Source organism: Streptomyces sp. NPDC005141 (assembly GCF_053599975.1).
Window position 1 is genome coordinate 71,863 of record NZ_JBSFYW010000039.1, and the last position, 17,962, is coordinate 89,824.

The 17,962-nt window shown below is 71.6% G+C and carries 10 protein-coding genes and 2 pseudogenes; 10 read left to right on the top strand and 2 right to left on the bottom strand.

Annotated features, from left to right (window positions below):
• Positions 1-178: 178 nt before the first annotated feature.
• The 3 genes from ACWD68_RS27160 to ACWD68_RS27170 all read left to right on the top strand — a co-directional run bounded on the left by ACWD68_RS27160 (position 179) and on the right by ACWD68_RS27170 (position 4,374).
• Positions 179-1,453 carry a sensor histidine kinase gene (locus ACWD68_RS27160; protein ID WP_451809077.1) on the top strand — a complete coding sequence of 425 codons (1,275 nt, stop codon included), beginning with the start codon at positions 179-181 and terminating at the stop codon, positions 1,451-1,453.
• Complete coding sequence (locus ACWD68_RS27165) at positions 1,450-2,118, top strand: response regulator (protein ID WP_451809078.1); 669 nt, start codon at positions 1,450-1,452, stop codon at positions 2,116-2,118. The genes ACWD68_RS27160 and ACWD68_RS27165 overlap by 4 nt, the downstream gene beginning before the upstream one ends.
• A gap of 135 nt (positions 2,119-2,253) precedes the next feature.
• Complete coding sequence (locus tag ACWD68_RS27170; protein WP_451809079.1) at positions 2,254-4,374, top strand: MMPL family transporter; 2,121 nt, start codon at positions 2,254-2,256, stop codon at positions 4,372-4,374.
• Between the two features lie 254 nt (positions 4,375-4,628).
• On the opposite strand, the gene ACWD68_RS27175 is transcribed toward ACWD68_RS27170, so the two are convergent.
• Positions 4,629-7,310, bottom strand: coding sequence for an FAD/NAD(P)-binding protein (locus ACWD68_RS27175; RefSeq protein ID WP_451809091.1), 2,682 nt, complete (start codon positions 7,308-7,310; stop codon positions 4,629-4,631).
• A 329-nt stretch (positions 7,311-7,639) separates the two neighbouring features.
• Here ACWD68_RS27175 and ACWD68_RS27180 point away from each other — a divergent pair.
• Together ACWD68_RS27180 and ACWD68_RS27185 are read left to right on the top strand one after the other, a co-directional pair.
• Positions 7,640-8,936 (top strand): annotated as a pseudogene (locus tag ACWD68_RS27180) (L,D-transpeptidase).
• A 241-nt stretch (positions 8,937-9,177) separates the two neighbouring features.
• Positions 9,178-10,584, top strand: a complete 1,407-nt coding sequence (locus ACWD68_RS27185) for a glycoside hydrolase family 16 protein (protein WP_451809080.1) — start codon at positions 9,178-9,180, stop codon at positions 10,582-10,584.
• A 190-nt stretch (positions 10,585-10,774) separates the two neighbouring features.
• On the opposite strand, the gene ACWD68_RS27190 is transcribed toward ACWD68_RS27185, so the two are convergent.
• Complete coding sequence (locus ACWD68_RS27190; protein WP_451809081.1) at positions 10,775-11,683, bottom strand: helix-turn-helix domain-containing protein; 909 nt, start codon at positions 11,681-11,683, stop codon at positions 10,775-10,777.
• A gap of 145 nt (positions 11,684-11,828) precedes the next feature.
• Between ACWD68_RS27190 and tkt the strand changes: the two genes are divergently transcribed.
• From tkt to ACWD68_RS27215, 5 genes and pseudogenes are all read left to right on the top strand, one after another.
• Complete coding sequence (gene tkt, locus ACWD68_RS27195; RefSeq protein WP_451809082.1) at positions 11,829-13,904, top strand: transketolase; 2,076 nt, start codon at positions 11,829-11,831, stop codon at positions 13,902-13,904.
• Between the two features lie 19 nt (positions 13,905-13,923).
• Positions 13,924-15,069, top strand: coding sequence for a transaldolase (tal, locus tag ACWD68_RS27200; protein WP_451809083.1), 1,146 nt, complete (start codon positions 13,924-13,926; stop codon positions 15,067-15,069).
• Complete coding sequence (gene zwf / locus ACWD68_RS27205; RefSeq protein WP_451809084.1) at positions 15,066-16,724, top strand: glucose-6-phosphate dehydrogenase; 1,659 nt, start codon at positions 15,066-15,068, stop codon at positions 16,722-16,724. Before tal ends, zwf begins: the two co-directional genes overlap by 4 nt.
• Positions 16,721-17,656 (top strand): glucose-6-phosphate dehydrogenase assembly protein OpcA, encoded by a 936-nt coding sequence (gene opcA / locus ACWD68_RS27210; RefSeq protein ID WP_451809085.1) that lies wholly within the window; start codon positions 16,721-16,723, stop codon positions 17,654-17,656. Before zwf ends, opcA begins: the two co-directional genes overlap by 4 nt.
• Positions 17,649-17,962, top strand: a pseudogene (locus tag ACWD68_RS27215) (glucose-6-phosphate isomerase); the annotation flags it as partial. The gene opcA and the pseudogene ACWD68_RS27215, both read left to right, overlap by 8 nt.

Sequence of the window (17,962 nt, forward strand, 5' to 3'; positions counted from 1 at the left end):
GCACGCCGACGCAGGCACCGGCACCGGCACCGGCACCGGCACCGGCATGAGGATCGACGCCGGGGCGAGCACGGTCGGGAACCCGCCTCCGGACGGGGCGGGATATCCCTCTCGCCGGTGAGGCGTCCACGGGACCGGATCGGGATACTGGGACGGCCCTTGTCCAAAGGAGCCGCGTATGCCCGCCCAGTCCTGGTCAGCGCCCGTCGCCTCGCGGTGGCGGACGGCCGTGTCACCCGCCGTGTCCCGATGGCGGCCGATCGTCGCACGGTTGCGGACGACGCATCCCTATGTCCTCGACACCGCGCTCGCCGCTCTCGTGCTGTTCGCCGCCTCGCTCCAGTGGATGTTCCCCGACGAGGGCGACGACCGGCTGTCCTGGCAGGGGTTCCTGCTGGCGGCCGGTACGGCGGCGCCGTTGGTGTGGCGGCGGCGGGCACCCTTCCTGTCCGCGCTCGCGGTGTCCATCTGCACACCGGCCATGGCGCTGTACCACGCGCCGCCGCCGAACGTCGCGTACGGCGGACTGGTCGTCCTCTACACGGTGGCCACGCTCTGCCCGCCCGCCCAGCGCCGGTTCATGCTGGTGACCTGGCTGGTCGGCGCCTCGCTGACGATGACGACCAAGGAGCACGCGCAGCCCTTCGAGTACGCTTTCCACCTCACGAGCTTCCTCAGCGCGTACGCCCTCGGCGTCCTCACCCGCGTACAGCGGGCCTACACGGCGGAGTTGGAGGACCGGGCCCGCCGGCTGGAGCGCGAGCGTGCCTCGGACACGGCGCGCGCGAAGACCCAGGAACGCGCCCGGATCGCCCGCGACATGCATGACATCCTGGCCCACGCGGTCAGTCTGATGGTGGTGCAGGCGGAGGCGGGACCCGTGGTCGTGCGCAGCGATCCGGAGCGGGCCGAGGCGGCCTTCGACGCGATCGCGACGAGCGGACGCGACGCCATGACCCAACTGCGACGCATTCTCGGGGTTCTCAAGGAGGACCCGGTGAACGGCGCGTCGGCCCGGCTGCCGCAGCCCGGCATCACCGCGCTCGGTGAACTCGCCGCGCAGGTCGCGGAGTCCACCGGACTGCGGGTCGACCTGCGGACCACCGGCGAACGGCGCCCCCTGCACCCGGACACCGAGGTGGCCGCGTACCGGGTGGTGCAGGAGGCCCTCACCAACACCGTGAAGCATGCGTACGCCGCAACCGCACGGATCGAACTCGACTGGACGGAGGACGCGTTGACGCTCACGGTGACGGACGACGGACGGGGGCCGGTGCGCCCCCCCGGCGGACGGGATCTCGGACCCTCGGCAGGCGGACACGGGCTGATAGGCATCCGCGAGCGGGCCGCCGCCTGCGGAGGCAGCGCACACGCGGGCCGCGGCCCCGACGGCGGCTTCCGGGTCGCGGTGCGCCTGCCGGCCGCGGCCGACCGGCAGGCGGCCCTCGGGTGAGCATCCGCGTGGTGGTAGCCGACGACCAGGAGCTGGTGCGCAGCGGTTTCAGCATGATCCTGGAGGCCCAGCAGGACATCGAGGTGGTGGCCGAGGCGGGTGACGGCCTCCAGGCGGTGGCCGCCGTGCGGGAACACGCCCCCGATGTGCTGCTCCTCGACATCCGCATGCCACGCATGGACGGTCTGGAAGCCGCGCGCGTGGTGTGCGCGGAGTCCGGCTGCAAGGTCGTCATGCTGACCACGTTCGACCTCGACGAGTACGTGTACGAGGCGCTGTACGCGGGGGCCAGCGGCTTTCTGCTCAAGGACGTCCGCCGCGACGACCTCGTGCACGCGGTGCGGGTGGTCGCGGCCGGCGACTCGCTGCTCGCGCCGACGGTGACGCGCCGGCTGGTCGCGGACATCGTGCGCCGCCGGCTGGCGGAGAGCGCCGTCGAAGTCCCGCCCCAGCGGCTGGACGTCCTCACGGCCCGCGAGGAGGAGACCCTGCGGCTGCTCGCCCGCGGGCTGTCCAACGCGGAGATCGCGAAGACCCTCTTCGTGAGCGAGCACACCGTCAAGACCCATGTCAGCAACATGCTGAGCAAGCTCGGGCTGCGGGACCGCGTGCAGGCGGTGATCTGCGCGTACGAGACCGGCCTGGTGACCCCGGGCTCCTCCTAGCGAATGAACCGCCGGGGCACCTCCCTCCCGCGAGGGATTCCCGGAAACCGCTCCCTCCGGCGATCCGGTGACCCCCGGTCCGGTACGACGCTGATGGCGTTGTCAGGAACCGCATCAACCGCCGGGAGGCGCACCGTGCTCGCCACGATCTCCCGGGCGGCGACCCGCCGCCCGATCACCGTGATGCTCGTCTGGCTGCTCATGCTGCTGATCGGCTTCGGCCTCGGCACGGGCGTCTTCGGCCGGCTCGTCGACTCGGTGCCCGATGTCCCGGGCACCGAGTCGGAACGCGCCGCCGCCCATCTCGACCGTGTCGACACGAGCGGTGAGTCGATCACCGCCGTCATCGCGGGCACCTCCGTCTCGGACCCCGCACTGCGGTCCCAGGTCGTACGGGCGGTCGCGGACCTGCGTACGGTCCCGGGAATCGCCGAGGTGCCCGACCCGTACACCACCCGGGGCCTCACCTCCGAGGACGGCAGGGCGCTCGTCCTTCCGGTGACGCTCAAGGGCGACATGAAGTTCCGGGACGAGAAGAAGGCCGTCGACACGGCGGCCGAGCGCATCAAGCGGATCGACGCGCCCGACGTCCACGTCAGCGGTGGCCTGCTGCTCGGACAGCAGATGAGCGGGCGGGCCCAGGAGGACGTGCAGCGGGCCGAGTTGATCTCCCTGCCGGTCGTGCTCGCTCTCCTCCTCGTCGTCTTCGGCGGGCTGCGGGCCGCGAGTCTGCCGCTGGTGATCGCGATCAGCGGAGTCGCGGGCGCGTTCCTCGCGCTGTTCGCCTTCAGCCAGTTCACCGACATCTCGGTGTACGCGATCCAGATCACCACCATGCTGGGGCTCGGACTGGCCATCGACTACGCCCTGTTGATGGTGGTCCGCTTCCGCGAGGAGCGGCGCCACACCGAGGACGTCGTCGACGCCGTGCACCGCACCGTGGCCGGAGCCGGACGGACCGTCCTGTTCTCCGGGCTCACCGTGGCCGTCAGCCTCACCGGGCTGCTGGTCTTCCCCAGCCCGTTCCTGCGCAGCATGGGCCTCGCGGTGGCCGCCGTGGTCGTCGTCGACATGCTCGCGGCGATCACCCTGCTGCCCGCCCTGCTGGCCCGCTTCGGGGCACGGATCGCACCGGCACGCGCGAAGACCGGGACAGCCGGAGCCGGCCCGGACACCGAGGGGCGCGCCTTCGCCCGCCTCGCCCGGTTCGCCACCCGCCGTCCGGTCGTCGTCCTCGCCGCCCTCGTCCCCGCCCTGGTCGTCCTCGCACTGCCCGCCGTCGGCATGAGGATCTCCATCGGCGACGCGAAGCAACTGCCCGCGAGCACCGAGGCACGGCAGTTGTACGACACACTGGGCGCCCACTTCCCGCCCGGCACCGGGGTGTCTCCGGTGTCCGTGGTGGTGGCTTCCGGTGCCGGTCCGGGCACGGTGGACCGCATCCGTGCCATCGCCGGCACGAGTGACGCGCGGGCCCTGCCGGACGGCAGCACGCTGGTGCACCTGCAGCCGACCGGAAGCGTCGACGGCGGGGCGGCGACCGATCTCGTCGAGCGGGTACGGCAGGTACGCGGCGACGAACCCGTCGAGGTGACCGGCGTGGCGGCCCGTCTTGTCGACTTCCGCGCGATGCTCGCCGACCGGGCGCCCTGGGCGGCGGTCACGGTCCTGGTCGGCATCTTCGTCCTGCTGTTCGCCTTCACCGGTTCGGTGCTGATCCCGCTACGGACGATCGCGACGACGCTGCTCAGCCTCGGGGCCGCTCTCGGGGCGGTGGTCTGGGTCTTCCAGGACGGGCATCTGGCAGGGGTACTGGGCGCCGAGGGCCTCGGTTCGCTCAGCCTGACCGCTCCGCCGCTGATCATCGCGATCGCCTTCGGACTCGCCATGGACTACGAGCTGTTCATCCTGGCCCGGATGCGCGAGACCTGGCTGCGGACCGGCGACCACCAGGAGGCCGTCGTCACCGGGTTGCGCCGTTCGGGCCGGGTCGTCAGCTGCGCGGCCCTGCTTCTCGCCATCGTCTTCGGCGCGTTCATGACCGGCGGGTTCTCGCCCATCCTGCAGATCGGCCTCGGCCTCACGCTCGCGGTCCTGATCGACGCCACGGTGGTCCGCATGCTCCTCGTACCGGCGACGATGGCACTCCTCGGCAAGCGCGCGTGGTGGGCCCCGGGCGCGCTGCGCAGGGCGCACGACCGGCTCGGCGTGAGTGAGGAGGAACCGGCGGACCGGCCCCAGCTCGCCGGCGTCTGACAGCGGTCCCGCGCGCGCCCGGGAGCGGTCGCAGGCGGTCCGGCACCTGCCTTCCGCCCCAAGGGCAGACGGAAGCGACGGTACCCGCCCTGCGCGGCCTGGAGCGGGACGAAGCGGTCCGACCCCCACCCCCCGGGATCGGACTGAAGCGGTCCGGCACCCGCCCTCCGACGGCGGATGCCGGACCGCTTCGCCTCGCACACGGACGGCGTCGCTGTCATCCGACCGAGCAGCGTCTGCCCCTGGCAGTCCGCTCAGTTGGGCAGCTCCGCCAGCAGACGGCTGTCCCGGGGCGAGGGACCGCGGTCCAGGCGGGTGTCCAGGAGACGGCGGGCCGCTTCGCAGCGGCCCGCCGCGACCAGGGCGTACAGCAGGGTCTCCTCGACGACCTCGCGTTGGGCCGCGCTGCCGCCGACCCGGCCGAGGACCGGGAGGAGCGCGTCCAGGCCCCGGGCGGCTTCGGAGAAGCGTTCCTCGACGAGGGCGGCGAAGGCCTCGCAGAGGGGGACGACGACCTCGCGCTGCACGGGGTCGGCGCCCGCGGCGTGGTCGCGCAGCCGGCGCAGCGCCGCGAGATCGCCGGCGGCGGTGAGGGCGACCGCCGCGTGCAGCGCGGTGAAGGCGGTCGCGGGCCGTTCCACGATCTCCCGGGCGACGCTGTCGAGGACGTCCGCCGCCGGTATCCGCCCCCGCCAGCTGTCGCTGAGCCGGGCCCGCCACAGCAGCGACCCCGAGTCGACGAGGGCACGTACGCCGGTCACCCGCCCCGGCGCGAGCTGGGCGAACCAGCGCCTGCGGACGGCGGCGGGATCGTCCAGGGCCAGTTCGTGCAGGGCGATGTGCCAGGAGAAGTGCGCCCGGTGGACGGTGCCCCGTCCGTGCCCCGACACCCAGGCGTCGAGCCAGTCGCGGCCGGTCTCGTGGGCTCCGGACTCGTAGTGGACGTGGGCGAGCGCGTGCACGGCGTGTCCGGAGGCCGGTTCGACGGCGAGCGCGCGGCGGGCCAGTTCGGCGGACTCGTCGTACCGGCCCTGTTCCTGGCGCAGGAAGGCGAGGAGCGAGGCCGGGAACCAGTGCCCGTCGTAGGCGGGCGAGGCGCGCTCGACCAGGCGCAACGCGCGGCCGGTGTCGAGGTCGTTGATGCCGGAGAAGGCGATGGTGGGCACGGCGGCCGCGAGCGCCAGCGCGTCGGCCGGGTGTGCGGCGAGGTGCCCGGGCAGGGACCCTTCGCCCGCGTCCCGGGACTCACCGTGCACGCGGCGGGTCACCACGTCGACGAAGGAGCGCTCGCGTTCGTCGGCCCGTTCCCGCGCGCAGCGCTGCGCGTCGGCCAGCGCCCTCGGTACGTCGACGTCGGCGCCGCACTCGTGGCCGAGCAGGGCGAGCGCGGCGTGCCCGAGCGCGAAGCCGGGGTCGAGGGCGACGGCGCGCGCGAAGGCGTCCTCGGCTCCGGCCCTGACCTTGAGGACCCGTTCGAGGCCGGTGCGATGGGCGGCGGCCGCCTCGGCGTGGGTGGACAGCGCGAGTCCGTGGGCGTCGACCGGCCGACGGCGCGCGGAGCGCCGCGGGGGTGCCTGGGGTGCGAGCAACTGCTCGGCCAGGTCGGCGGCTTGGACGCGGATCTCGGGGATGGCGGTCGTCTCCCACAGTTCGCCGCGGCGCGGGGCGCCGAGGGTGTACACCGGTAGCCCGGCCCTGCCCTCGGCGTCGAGGAGCCTGCCGCCGCGGGTCGCGACGCCCAGGCCGAGCGGGCCGGGCACGGCGGCGCCCGTGTCGAACAGCGAGCGCCACAGGGGGTCTTCGGGTCGAGGGCCGGGCCCGGTGCAGTCGATCACCCAGCCGGCCCGGATGTCACGGCCGTCGGAGAGCGTGACCAGTACGGAGCCGTCGGGCCGTACGACGGCGTCGGTGATCCTGCCCGTGTGCACCCGCAGGCGCCGGGCCGTACGGGCCCGGGTCACCGACTCGGCCGTCACCGGCGCCATCCGGTGACGGTGGGTGTTCCACAACGCGCCCTCGCGCTCCAGGAACAGGGCCCGTTCCTCGGGCGTGAGGCTGTGCCACAGCCGAGCGGTGTGCGGGCGCAGACTGTCGAGCGCGGGGCGCCAGTCGCCGTGGGCGCGCACGGAGCGGCCGATGTGGCGGTAGACGGTCCGGCGCAGCGTGGACAGCGTCGGCGCGTCGAGCCCTTCGGGTGCGGCCATCTCGGCGGCGGGGCTCAGCGCGTGCGGTTGCGGCAGCAGGCCGGTGCGGGAGAGCGCGTGCACGGTGCGTCCGGGCCGGTCCAGGCTGATCGCGAGGTCGACCGCGGTGAGCCCGGTGCCGACCAGCAGGACGTCGGCGTTCGCGCAGTCGCTCGCGCGGGCGGCCGGCTCGGCGAGGGGTCCGTCGAGGGCACCGGGCGCCCAGGGGGAACCGATGAACCGTTCGGAGGTACGGAGTCCGGGCGGGACCCGGTCGCCTGTCGGGACCGCCGGTCCGGTGGCGAGGACGGCGCTGTCGGCCGACAGGCTCTCCCCGTCGGCGAGTTGGAGCTCGAGCCTCCCGCCCGGGGCAGGGACGCAGCCCTCCGCCCGGGTCCGCAGCCGGTGTACGGCGACGGCGCCGTGGGCGTGGACGATGGCCCGGGCCAGGGTGTCGGCGAGGTAGGCGCCGTAGCGGTAGCGGGTGGCGAAGTCGGTTCCCCTGACGGTGGGTTCGCCGTGCCGGCACAGCCAGCGAGTGAAGTGTCCGGGGTCGTCGGGGTAGCAACTCATGCCGACGGCGGGGACGTTCAGCCGGTGCCGGGGATCGGGGGTGGCGTACGCCGTGCCGCGTCCGGCTTCGGGGGCCGGGTCGACCAGGACGAGATCGAGGGGGGTGCGGCGGCGGGTCGCCGTCTCGCACAGCTGCACGGCGGTGAGCGTTCCGGCCGCGCCCGCTCCGACGATGGCCACGGTGTGCCGCTCACGGGCTGGATTCACGGATACCTCCGGCGGGATCTGCTGCGGAACCGTCAAGCGGAGCTCCTTCTTCACTCCGGCGACCGGTGAGGTCGAAAGGGGCTCCCGGAAGGGGATCTCACGGAAAACTCAGGGGTCCGGTCGGCGCTTCATACTCTGTTCACAAGCGAAGGCGGCCCGGCAACCGTGGATTTTGGCCGTCTCTCCCGGCGTCTTCACAGGAATCTCAGGTTGGAGCCGTCGGATTCAAAGAATCAACCCATGGAAGTCACGCAGGATGCACCCGCAATGGTGGTGAGCGAAGAACCGAGGAAAGGCGTTCCGTGGGCGTCCCTGAGATATCGAACCGGCCCGACTCAGCACCGGACGCCTCGGGGGCCGCGCGGCTCCGGCCGGGGCGTCCGGCCTGGTCACGGCGGGGAATCCTCGCCGCCCTCGGCGCCGCGGTACCGGCCCTCGCGCTGACGGGGTGCGGCGACTCGGCGGACGCCGCCGAGGGGACGGAGCCGACGGCGACCGGCGGGACACGGGCCGGGATCGAGGCATCGCCCCAGGTGAAGACGCCGGCCATCACCGTCAGCCCCGCCGACGGCACGAAGAAGGCCGAGTTCACCAGCCCGGTCGAGGTCTCGGTGACCGACGGCACCCTGTCGACGGTCGAGGTGTCCGGCAATGACGGTTCCGCTCTGGCCGGATCCTTCAACGACGACCGCACACGATGGACCTCCACCCGGAATCCGTTACTCGGGCACCAAATACACGGTCACCGCGAAAGCGGAGGGTGCCGCGGAGCACACCGCGGCCTTCGTCACGAAGTCCCCGGGCGAGACCTTCGTGGGCTATTTCACGCCCGAGGCGAATTCGACCTCCGGCGTCGGCATGCCCGTGTCGATCAACTTCACGAAAGCCGTGACGGACCGCGCGGCCGTCGAGAAGGCCATCACGGTGGCGGCGGAGCCCGCGGTCGAGGTGGTCGGTCACTGGTTCGGGAACACGCGGCTCGACTTCCGTCCGGCGCGGTACTGGGCGGCAGGCACGAAGATCACGCTGAGCCTGCGTCTCAAGGACATCGAGGGCACGGACGGCGTGTACGGCGTGCAGTCCAAGGACGTCACCTTCCGCATCGGCCGCCACCAGGTGAGCACGGTGGACCTCGCGCGGAAGACCATGACGGTGGAACGGGGCGGCGCGACCCTCGCCACCTACCCGGTCAGCGGCGGCGACGCGGACCACACCACGTGGTCCGGGATCATGGTGATCAGCGAGCGGTTCGAGGCGACCCGGATGGAGTCCTCGACGGTCGGGCTCGGCGACGAGTACGACATCGCGGATGTGCCGCACGCCCAGCGCCTGACCACCTCCGGCACCTTCATCCACGGCAACTACTGGGCCTCGGCCTCGATCTTCGGCGGCAGCAACACCAGCCATGGCTGCATCGGCCTGCACGACGTGAAGGGCGCCGGCGACACCTCCGTGCCGGGCTCCCGGTTCTACGAGAGCTCGATGCTCGGTGACGTGGTGGTCGTCAAGAACTCGGGCGAGCGGGCGGTGGAGGCGTCGAACGGCCTCAACGGCTGGAACCTGTCGTGGGCGGACTGGAAGGCCGGCAGCGCTCTTTGAGGGTTCGCCCCGAGGGGCGGGCACCGGCGGACCGCGCCGGGCCCGCCCCTTCCGCATGCCCCCTTCTTTCACGGCGTGAACTCCCTTGTGCCGTAAGGACTTTCTCGGCTTCACCTCTTGACGGCCGGAGTGACAGAGAGCACATTGGCCGCGCAGCTGCTGTGAGAGCGCTCTCAAATGCCATGGGAGCGCTCTCACGACCACCCGCGCACCCCACACTCCGTACCCGAAGAGGCACCCCATGAGTGAAACTTCCGGCACACCTGTCAGACGCGGCCCACTGCGGCGCGTGCTCATCGCCGTGTTCAGCACGCTGAGCCTGGCGGCGGTGGCCGCCACGGCGGCCACCCTCCCCGCGAACGCGTCCGCCCCCACGCCCCCCTCCGGCTGGTCCCAGGTCTTCCTCGACGACTTCAACGGGTCCGCCGGAACCGGCGTCAACACCGCCAACTGGCAGTACACGACGGGCACGAGCTACCCGGGCGGTCCCGCGGGCTTCGGTACCGGCGAGATCGAGACGATGACGTCCAGCACCAACAACGTCGCGCTCGACGGCACCGGCAACCTCCGGATCACCCCGCGGCGCGACGCCGCGGGCAACTGGACCTCGGGCCGGATCGAGACGGTCCGCACCGACTTCCAGCCGCCCGCGGGCGGCAAGCTCCGCGTCGAGGCCCGCCTCCAGATGCCGAACGTGACCGGCGCCGCCGCCAAGGGCTACTGGCCCGCCTTCTGGATGCTGGGCGCGCCCTTCCGCGGCAACTACTGGAACTGGCCGGGCATCGGTGAACTGGACATCATGGAGAACGTCCAGGGGCTCAACACCGAGTGGGCCACCATGCACTGCGGCACCTCACCGGGCGGCCCCTGCAACGAGACCTCCGGCATCGGCGGCAACACCCCCTGTGCGGGCGCCACTTGTCAGGCCGGGTTCCACACGTACGCCGTCGAGTGGGACAAGTCGACGAGCCCCGAGGAGATGCGCTTCTACCTCGACGGCGTCAACTTCCACACGGTCCGGGCGAACCAGGTCGACGCGGCCACCTGGACGAACGCCACCAACCACGGCTACTTCCTGATCCTGAACGTCGCGATGGGCGGCGGCTTCCCGGACGCCTTCGGCGGCGGCCCGGACAGCGGCACGGACCCCGGCCACCCGCTCGTGGTCGACTACGTCCAGGTGCTCCAGTCGGGCAGCGGCGGCGGTGGCGGCACCACTCCGCCGCCCACCGGCAACCGTGACGCGTACAGCGCCATCCAGGCCGAGTCCTTCGACGGTCAGGCGGGCGTCGGCACCGAGACCACCACCGACTCCGGCGGCGGCCAGAACATCAGCGCGCTCGCGAACGGCGACTACGCGCTCTACAAGGGCGTCAACTTCGGCTCCACGGCGGCCAAGCAGTTCTACGGGCGGGTCGCGAGCGGCGCGGCGGGAGGCGTCAGCGGCCTGGTCGAGGTGCGCCTCGACAGCCGTACGAGCACCCCGGTCGGAAGTTTCGCCGTGGGCAACACCGGTGGCTGGCAGGCCTGGAAGACCGTGCCGGCGAACATCAGCTCCGTCACCGGGACCCACGACGTCTATCTGACCTTCACCAGCGGCCAGCCGGCGGACTTCGTGAACGTCAACTGGTTCGACTTCGGTCACTGACACCCGAGTTGACGGGTACTCACCCGACCCCCGGCCGGGCCGGCCGCGTCACGCCCCGAGGCCAGGCGGAAAGCCATCGGTGCAGAACGTCGGCGACGTGAGCCCGCCGACCGGGGCGACACTCGGCATCGGCCGGTGACCCGGCGCCGCACGGCCGGCTGAGAGGGGCGGACCACACGGTCCGCCCCTCTCAGCGCAGTTCGGCCCGGAAGGCCACCGGGGTCGCCCCCGTGTGCTGGTGGAAGAACTTGGAGAAGTTGGCCGCGTCCGGGAAGCCGACGGCGACTCCGATGCGCCCGATCGGCATGCCGGTGTGGGCGAGGAGCCGCTTGGCCTCCAGGACGACCCGCTTGTCGATGAAGCCCTTGGGCGTCTCACCCGTGGCGGCGCGCACCGCGCGGACCAGGGTGCGGCGCGAGTATCCGAGGGCGTCCGCGTAGCCGCTGACACTGTGGTTGGTGGCGAAGCCCTTCTCGACCGCGTCCCGGAAGCGGGTGAAGGTGGTGTCGGTGTGCTCGCGGGCCGCCTCGGCTGAGCTCGCCGCGAGATGGGCGAGGCGCAGCAGGAACGCGGTGAGCGAGTGCCGCAGCACCGAGGTGTGCAGACTGAGCGGCAGGGTGGTCGTGTCGACGTACTCGCGTTCCAGCTGGGCGAGCGACTGCTCCAGGGCCGCCAGCCGGCCGGCGTCGGGGCGCAGCAGCGGGGGCAGGTCGTAGCGGTAGAGGCCGGTCGCCTCGACGGTCGCCCGGGGGAGGAACCCGGGCTGCATGGTCAGGACGGTGCCGCGGTAGCGGTCGGTGCTGGAGAAGCGGTGCACCTGACCTGGCCGGATCCACAGGACGTCGCCCGCGCGGGCCTCGTACTCGGCGAAGTCGATCATGTGCCGGACGGGGCCTTCGTGGAAGAGCATCACGACGTGGAAGTCGATGCGGTGCACGCGCTCCAGCGGAGCGTCCGCGTGCCAGGTGCGCCCGGTCCCCATCGCGCCGACCTGCATGCCCACGCCGGACAGGCTCAGATCGGCCGGGAAGGGGAAGGTCCTGATCCCGTCCTGGCCGCCTTCACTCCCGGTACCGCCTTGGGTGGTTCTGTCTGCCATGTCCTTCTCGCGTCGGCTCGCCACGACTCTGCGTGTCCCACTTTCACCGAAGGCTGACACACGGGCACCTTCCCCGGCAAAAGTCTGACTTTTAGGTTTGAACGCGTAGACCAGCGTTCGCCCATTCAGTGAGGACTTCTTGAAGATGAGTACGCAGAGCTCCGACGGCTTCACATGGACCGAGCTCGACCGTCGCGCCGTCGACACCGCCCGCGTTCTGGCCGCTGACGCCGTGCAGAAGGTCGGCAACGGTCACCCCGGGACCGCGATGAGTCTGGCCCCGGCGGCGTACACCCTCTTTCAAAAGGTGATGCGTCACGATCCGGCCGACCCCGAGTGGACCGGCCGCGACCGTTTCGTCCTCTCCCCCGGACACACCTCGCTGACCCTCTACACCCAGCTCTTCCTGTCGGGCTACGAACTCGGTCTCGACGATCTGAAGGCGTTCCGCACCCACGGGTCCAAGACGCCCGGTCACCCCGAGTACGGACACACCGCGGGCGTGGAGACCACGACCGGTCCGCTCGGGCAGGGTGTCGCCAACGCGGTGGGCATGGCGATGGCCGCCCGTTACGAGCGCGGCCTCTTCGACCCCGAGACCCCCGAGGGCGAGTCCCCCTTCGACCACACCATCTGGGCGATCGTCTCCGACGGCGACCTGGAGGAGGGCATCTCCGCCGAGGCCTCCTCGCTCGCCGGCCACCAGAAGCTCGGCAACCTCGTCTTCGTCTACGACGACAACCACATCTCCATCGAGGGCGACACGGCGACGGCCTTCTCCGAGGACGTCCTGAAGCGCTACGAGGCGTACGGCTGGCACGTGCAGCGGATCGAGCCCGCGCTCGGCGGCGACATCGACGTCCACGCGCTGCACACGGCGCTCGAGGCGGCGCGGGCCGAGACCGGGCGCCCCTCCATCATCGCGATGCGCACGATCATCGCCTGGCCCGCCCCGAACGCGCAGAACACCGAGGCCTCGCACGGCTCGGCCCTGGGCGCCGAGGAGATCGCCGCCACCAAGCGGATCCTGGGCTTCGACCCGGAGCGGACCTTCCAGGTCGACCCGGAGGTGCTGGCCCACGCCCGCCAGGCCCTCGACCGGGGCGCCGAGGCGCACGCCGCATGGGACAAGCGGATCGGTGCGTGGCGTACCGCGCAGCCCGAGCGCGCCAGGCTCTTCGACCGGATCGTCGCCGGCCAGCTACCCGAGAACTGGGAGGCGGCGCTGCCGGCGTTCGAGGAAGGCACGTCCGTCGCGACCCGCGCCGCCTCCGGCAAGGTCCTCCAGTCGCTCGGCGCCGTACTCCCCGAGCTGTGGGGCGGCTCCGCCGACCTGGCCGGCTCGAACAACACCACGATCGACAAGACGTCCTCCTTCCTGCCGAAGGGCAACCCGCTGCCGGAGGCCGACCCGTACGGCCGCACCGTGCACTTCGGCATCCGCGAGCACTCGATGGCCGCCGAGATGAACGGCATCGCGCTGCACGGCAACACCCGTGTCTACGGCGGCACCTTCCTGGTGTTCTCCGACTACATGCGCAACGCCGTCCGGCTGTCGGCGCTGATGCAGCTCCCGGTGACGTACGTCTGGACGCACGACTCGATCGGCCTCGGCGAGGACGGTCCGACACACCAGCCGGTCGAGCACCTCGCCTCGCTGCGCGCCATCCCCGGCCTGAACATCGTCCGCCCGGCCGACGCCAACGAGACCGCGATCGCCTGGGGCGAGATCCTCAAGCGGCACGCCACGAGCCCGGCCCCGCACGGCCTGGCCCTCACCCGTCAGGGCGTGCCGACCTACCCGGCCAACACCGACGCGGCGCGCGGCGGTTACGTCCTGCGGGACTCCTCCACCGAGACCCCGGACGTCGTCCTCATCGCGACCGGCTCCGAGGTGCAGCTCGCCGTCGCGGCGCGCGAGCGGCTGGAGGCCGAGGGCGTGGGCACCCGTGTGGTGTCGATGCCGTCCGTCGAGTGGTTCGAGGAGCAGTCCCCGGAGTACCGGGCGAGCGTCCTTCCGCCGTCCGTGAAGGCCCGCGTGGCGGTCGAGGCCGGGATCGGTCTGACCTGGTACCGGTACGTCGGTGACACAGGACGCATTGTCTCGCTCGAGCACTTCGGCGCCTCCGCCGACGCCGGAACCCTGTTCGCCGAGTTCGGCTTCACCGCCGAGAACGTCGCCGCCGCCGCGCGGGAATCCCTGGCCGCCCTCCGCGGTTGATCCGTTCGCACGAAGGAAGATGATCACTGTGACCGAAGCGACCGCGACCGCGGTAACCCTCAAGCGCCTCTCCGACGAAGGCGTCTCCATCTGGCTCGACGACCTCTCCCGCAAGCGGATCGAGTCCGGCAACCTGGCCGAACTCATCGAGAACCGTCATGTGGTGGGCGTCACCACCAACCCGTCCATTTTCCAGGCCGCCATCGGCTCCGGCGAGGGGTACGAGGAGCAGCTGGCCGACCTCGCCGTGCGCGGAGTGACGGTCGACGAGGCCGTCCGCATGATGACGACCGCGGACGTGCGCGCCGCCGCCGACGTCCTGCGCCCGGTGTTCGAGACGACCGGCGGCCGGGACGGCCGGGTCTCCATCGAGGTCGATCCCCGGCTGGCGCACGACACGGCCGCCACGATCGCCGAGGCCAAGCAGCTCGCCTGGCTGGTCGACCGCCCCAATGTGATGATCAAGATCCCCGCGACGAAGGCCGGCCTCCCGGCGATCACCGAGGTCATCGGCCTCGGCATCAGCGTCAACGTCACGCTGATCTTCTCCCTGGAGCGCTACCGCGCGGTCATGGACGCCTACCTGGCGGGCCTGGAGCGGGCGCACGCGGCGGGCATCGACCTCGCCGGCATCCACTCCGTCGCCTCCTTCTTCGTCTCGCGGGTCGACAGCGAGATCGACAAGCGGCTCGCGAAGGTCGGCACGGACGAGGCCCTCGCGCTCAAGGGCAGGGCGGCGCTCGCCAACGCGAGGCTCGCCTACGAGGCGTACGAGGACGTGTTCAGCGGTGACCGCTGGACGGCGCTCGCCCCGTCCGGCGCCCACAAGCAGCGTCCGCTGTGGGCCTCCACCGGCGTCAAGGACCCCGCGTACAAGGACACCCTGTACGTCGACGAGCTGGTCGCGCCGGGCACGGTCAACACCATGCCGGAGGGGACGCTGAACGCCACCGCCGATCACGGCGACATCCACGGCGACGCGGTGACCGGCGGCTACCCCCAGGCGCGGGCCGATCTGGCCGCGGTCGAGGCGCTCGGGATCTCCTACGACGAGGTCGTCGGACAGCTGGAGGACGAGGGCGTCTCGAAGTTCGAGGCCGCCTGGGAGGATCTCCTCGACGCGGTGGCGACCTCGCTCCGTGGCAAGGAAGTTGAGGGGGAATGACCAAGGGTGAGGCGCTTTCCGACGGCACTCCGCAGGCTGCGCCCGCCGCGCCGCAGGGACCTGGTGACACGGCCGTGGAACCGGGCGGCCTGAGCCCCGAGGCGCTCGGCGAGGCGCTCGGCGTCCCGGCGGCCGACGAGGACAACCCGCTGCGCGACCCGCGCGACCGCCGGCTCCCCCGGATCGCGGGCCCCTCCGGTCTCGTGATCTTCGGTGTCACCGGTGACCTGTCCCGCAAGAAGCTGATGCCGGCCGTGTACGACCTCGCCAACCGGGGTCTGCTGCCACCGGGCTTCTCGCTCCTCGGGTTCGCCCGTCGTGAGTGGGAGGACCAGGACTTCGCGCAGGTGGTGCACGACTCGGTGCGCGAGCACGCGCGGACGGAGTTCCGCGAGGAGGTCTGGCAGCAGCTCGCCGAGGGCATGCGGTTCATCCCCGGTGACTTCGACGACGACGCGGCGTTCACGCAACTGCGTTCGGCGGTGGAGGAGTTGGACTCCTCCCGGGGCACCAGCGGCAACTACGCCTTCTACCTCTCCGTACCGCCGAAGTTCTTCCCGAAGGTGGTCCAGCAGCTCAAGAAGCATGGACTGGCCGACGCCCCGGAGGGCTCCTGGCGGCGCGCGGTCATCGAGAAGCCGTTCGGCCACGACCTGGCGAGCGCGCGCGAGCTGAACCGGATCGTGCACGATGTGTTCGACCCGGACCAGGTGTTCCGTATCGACCACTACCTGGGCAAGGAGACCGTCCAGAACATCCTGGCGCTCCGCTTCGCCAACCAGATGTACGAACCCGTCTGGAACCGGTCGTACGTCGACCACGTCCAGATCACGATGGCCGAGGACATCGGGATCGGTGGCCGGGCCGGCTACTACGACGGCATCGGCTCCGCCCGGGACGTGATCCAGAATCACCTCCTCCAGCTCATGGCGCTGACCGCCATGGAGGAGCCGGCCGCCTTCGACGCCGAGTCGCTGCTCGCGGAGAAGCTCAAGGTCCTCAGGGCGGTGAAGCTGCCGGAGAACCTGGGCGAGCACACCGTGCGCGGCCAGTACGCGGCGAGCTGGCAGGGCGGCGAGAGGGTGCGCGGCTACCTCCAGGAGGACGGCATCGACCCCGGGTCGACGACCGACACCTACGCGGCCGTCAAGCTCCAGGTGGACAACCGCCGTTGGGCGGGCGTCCCCTTCTATCTCAGGACCGGCAAGCGCCTGGGCCGACGGGTGACGGAGATCGCGGTGGTCTTCCAGCGCGCCCCGCACTCCCCCTTCGACTCCACCGCCACCGAGGAACTCGGCGCGAACGCCATCGTCATCCGCGTCCAGCCCGACGAGGGCATGACGGTGCGCTTCGGATCCAAGGTGCCGGGTACCTCGATGGAGATCCGGGACGTCACCATGGACTTCGCGTACGGCGAGTCGTTCACCGAGTCCAGCCCGGAGGCGTACGAACGACTGATCCTGGATGTCCTGCTCGGCGACGCCAATCTCTTCCCCCGTCACCAGGAGGTGGAAGAGTCCTGGAAGATCCTCGACCCGATCGAGGGGTACTGGGAGAAGCACGGCACGCCCGCGCAGTACCCCTCGGGCAGTTGGGGCCCGAAGGAAGCCGACGAGATGCTCGCACGAGACGGACGGAGCTGGCGCAGGCCATGAAGATCGACCTGACCGACACCACGGCAAGCAAGATCAACAAAGCGCTCGTACGGGGGCGCCGGGCCATCGGCACCCCCGCCGTGGGCATGGTCCTGACGATGGTCATCGTCACCGACGAGGAGAACGCGTACGACGCGATCAAGGCGGCCGAGGAGGCCTCCCGCGAGCACCCCTCGCGCACGCTGGTCGTCATCAAGCGCGTCGCCCGCACCCCGCGCGACCGCACCAACTCCCGTCTGGACGCGGAGGTGCGCGTCGGTTCCGACGCCGGCACCGGCGAGACGGTCGTCCTGCGGACCTACGGCGAGGTCTCCGACCACGCCGACTCGGTGGTCCTGCCGCTGCTGCTGCCGGACGCCCCGGTCGTCGTCTGGTGGCCCGTGGACGCGCCCGACAACCCGGTCAAGGACCCGCTGGGCGCCCTCGCGCAGCGCCGGATCACCGACATGTACGCCGTCGAGACCCCGCTCCAGGCGCTCGACGCCCGCGCCGCCTCGTACGCGCCGGGCGACACCGACCTGGCGTGGACCCGGCTGACACCGTGGCGCTCGATGCTGGCCGCGGCCCTCGACCAGGCCCGTACGAAGGTGATCTCGGCGACCGTCGAGAGCGAGGCGCACAACCCGAGCGCCGAACTGCTGGCCCGCTGGCTGGAGGCCCGCCTCCAGGTCAAGACCGAGCGCGTCGTCACCGCGGGCCCCGTGGTGACCGCCGTCCGGCTCGGCACCGCGAACGGCGAGATCGTGATCGACCGCCCCGAAGGCCCCCTGGCGACGCTGTCCCTGCCCGGTCAGCCCTCCCGCACCCTCGCGCTCAAGGTGCGCTCCACCTCCGAGCTGATCGCCGAGGAACTGCGCCGCCTCGACGCGGACGAGATGTACGCCATCGCCCTGCGGGGCGAGGCCACCAAGGAGACCTCCCGTCATGCCTGACTCCCCCAAGCCCACACGACGCCCGGAGTGGGTGGCCCTGGAGGACCATCGCGCGACCGCGCTGCTCCACCCGAGGCTGCGTGAGCTGTTCGCCGCCGACCCCGCCCGCGCCGAACGCTATGTCGTACAGGTCGGTGACCTGCGGATCGATTACTCCAAGCATCTGATCACAGACGAGACCCTCGCCCTGCTCCAGGAACTGGCGACCGCCACCGATGTGTTCGGGTTGCGGGACGCGATGTTCCGGGGCGAGAAGATCAACGTGACCGAGGACCGTGCGGTGCTGCACACGGCGCTGCGGGCGCC

Excerpts from the sequence above, each read along its gene's own strand:
- ACWD68_RS27160 (WP_451809077.1), top strand. The coding sequence starts at position 179 with ATGCCCGCCCAGTCCTGGTCAGCGCCCGTCGCCTCGCGGTGGCGGACG.
- ACWD68_RS27185 (WP_451809080.1), top strand. The coding sequence starts at position 9,178 with ATGAGTGAAACTTCCGGCACACCTGTCAGACGCGGCCCACTGCGGCGC.
- ACWD68_RS27190 (WP_451809081.1), bottom strand. The coding sequence starts at position 11,683 with ATGGCAGACAGAACCACCCAAGGCGGTACCGGGAGTGAAGGCGGCCAG.
- tkt (WP_451809082.1), top strand. The coding sequence starts at position 11,829 with ATGAGTACGCAGAGCTCCGACGGCTTCACATGGACCGAGCTCGACCGT.
- tal (WP_451809083.1), top strand. The coding sequence starts at position 13,924 with ATGATCACTGTGACCGAAGCGACCGCGACCGCGGTAACCCTCAAGCGC.
- zwf (WP_451809084.1), top strand. The coding sequence starts at position 15,066 with ATGACCAAGGGTGAGGCGCTTTCCGACGGCACTCCGCAGGCTGCGCCC.
- opcA (WP_451809085.1), top strand. The coding sequence starts at position 16,721 with ATGAAGATCGACCTGACCGACACCACGGCAAGCAAGATCAACAAAGCG.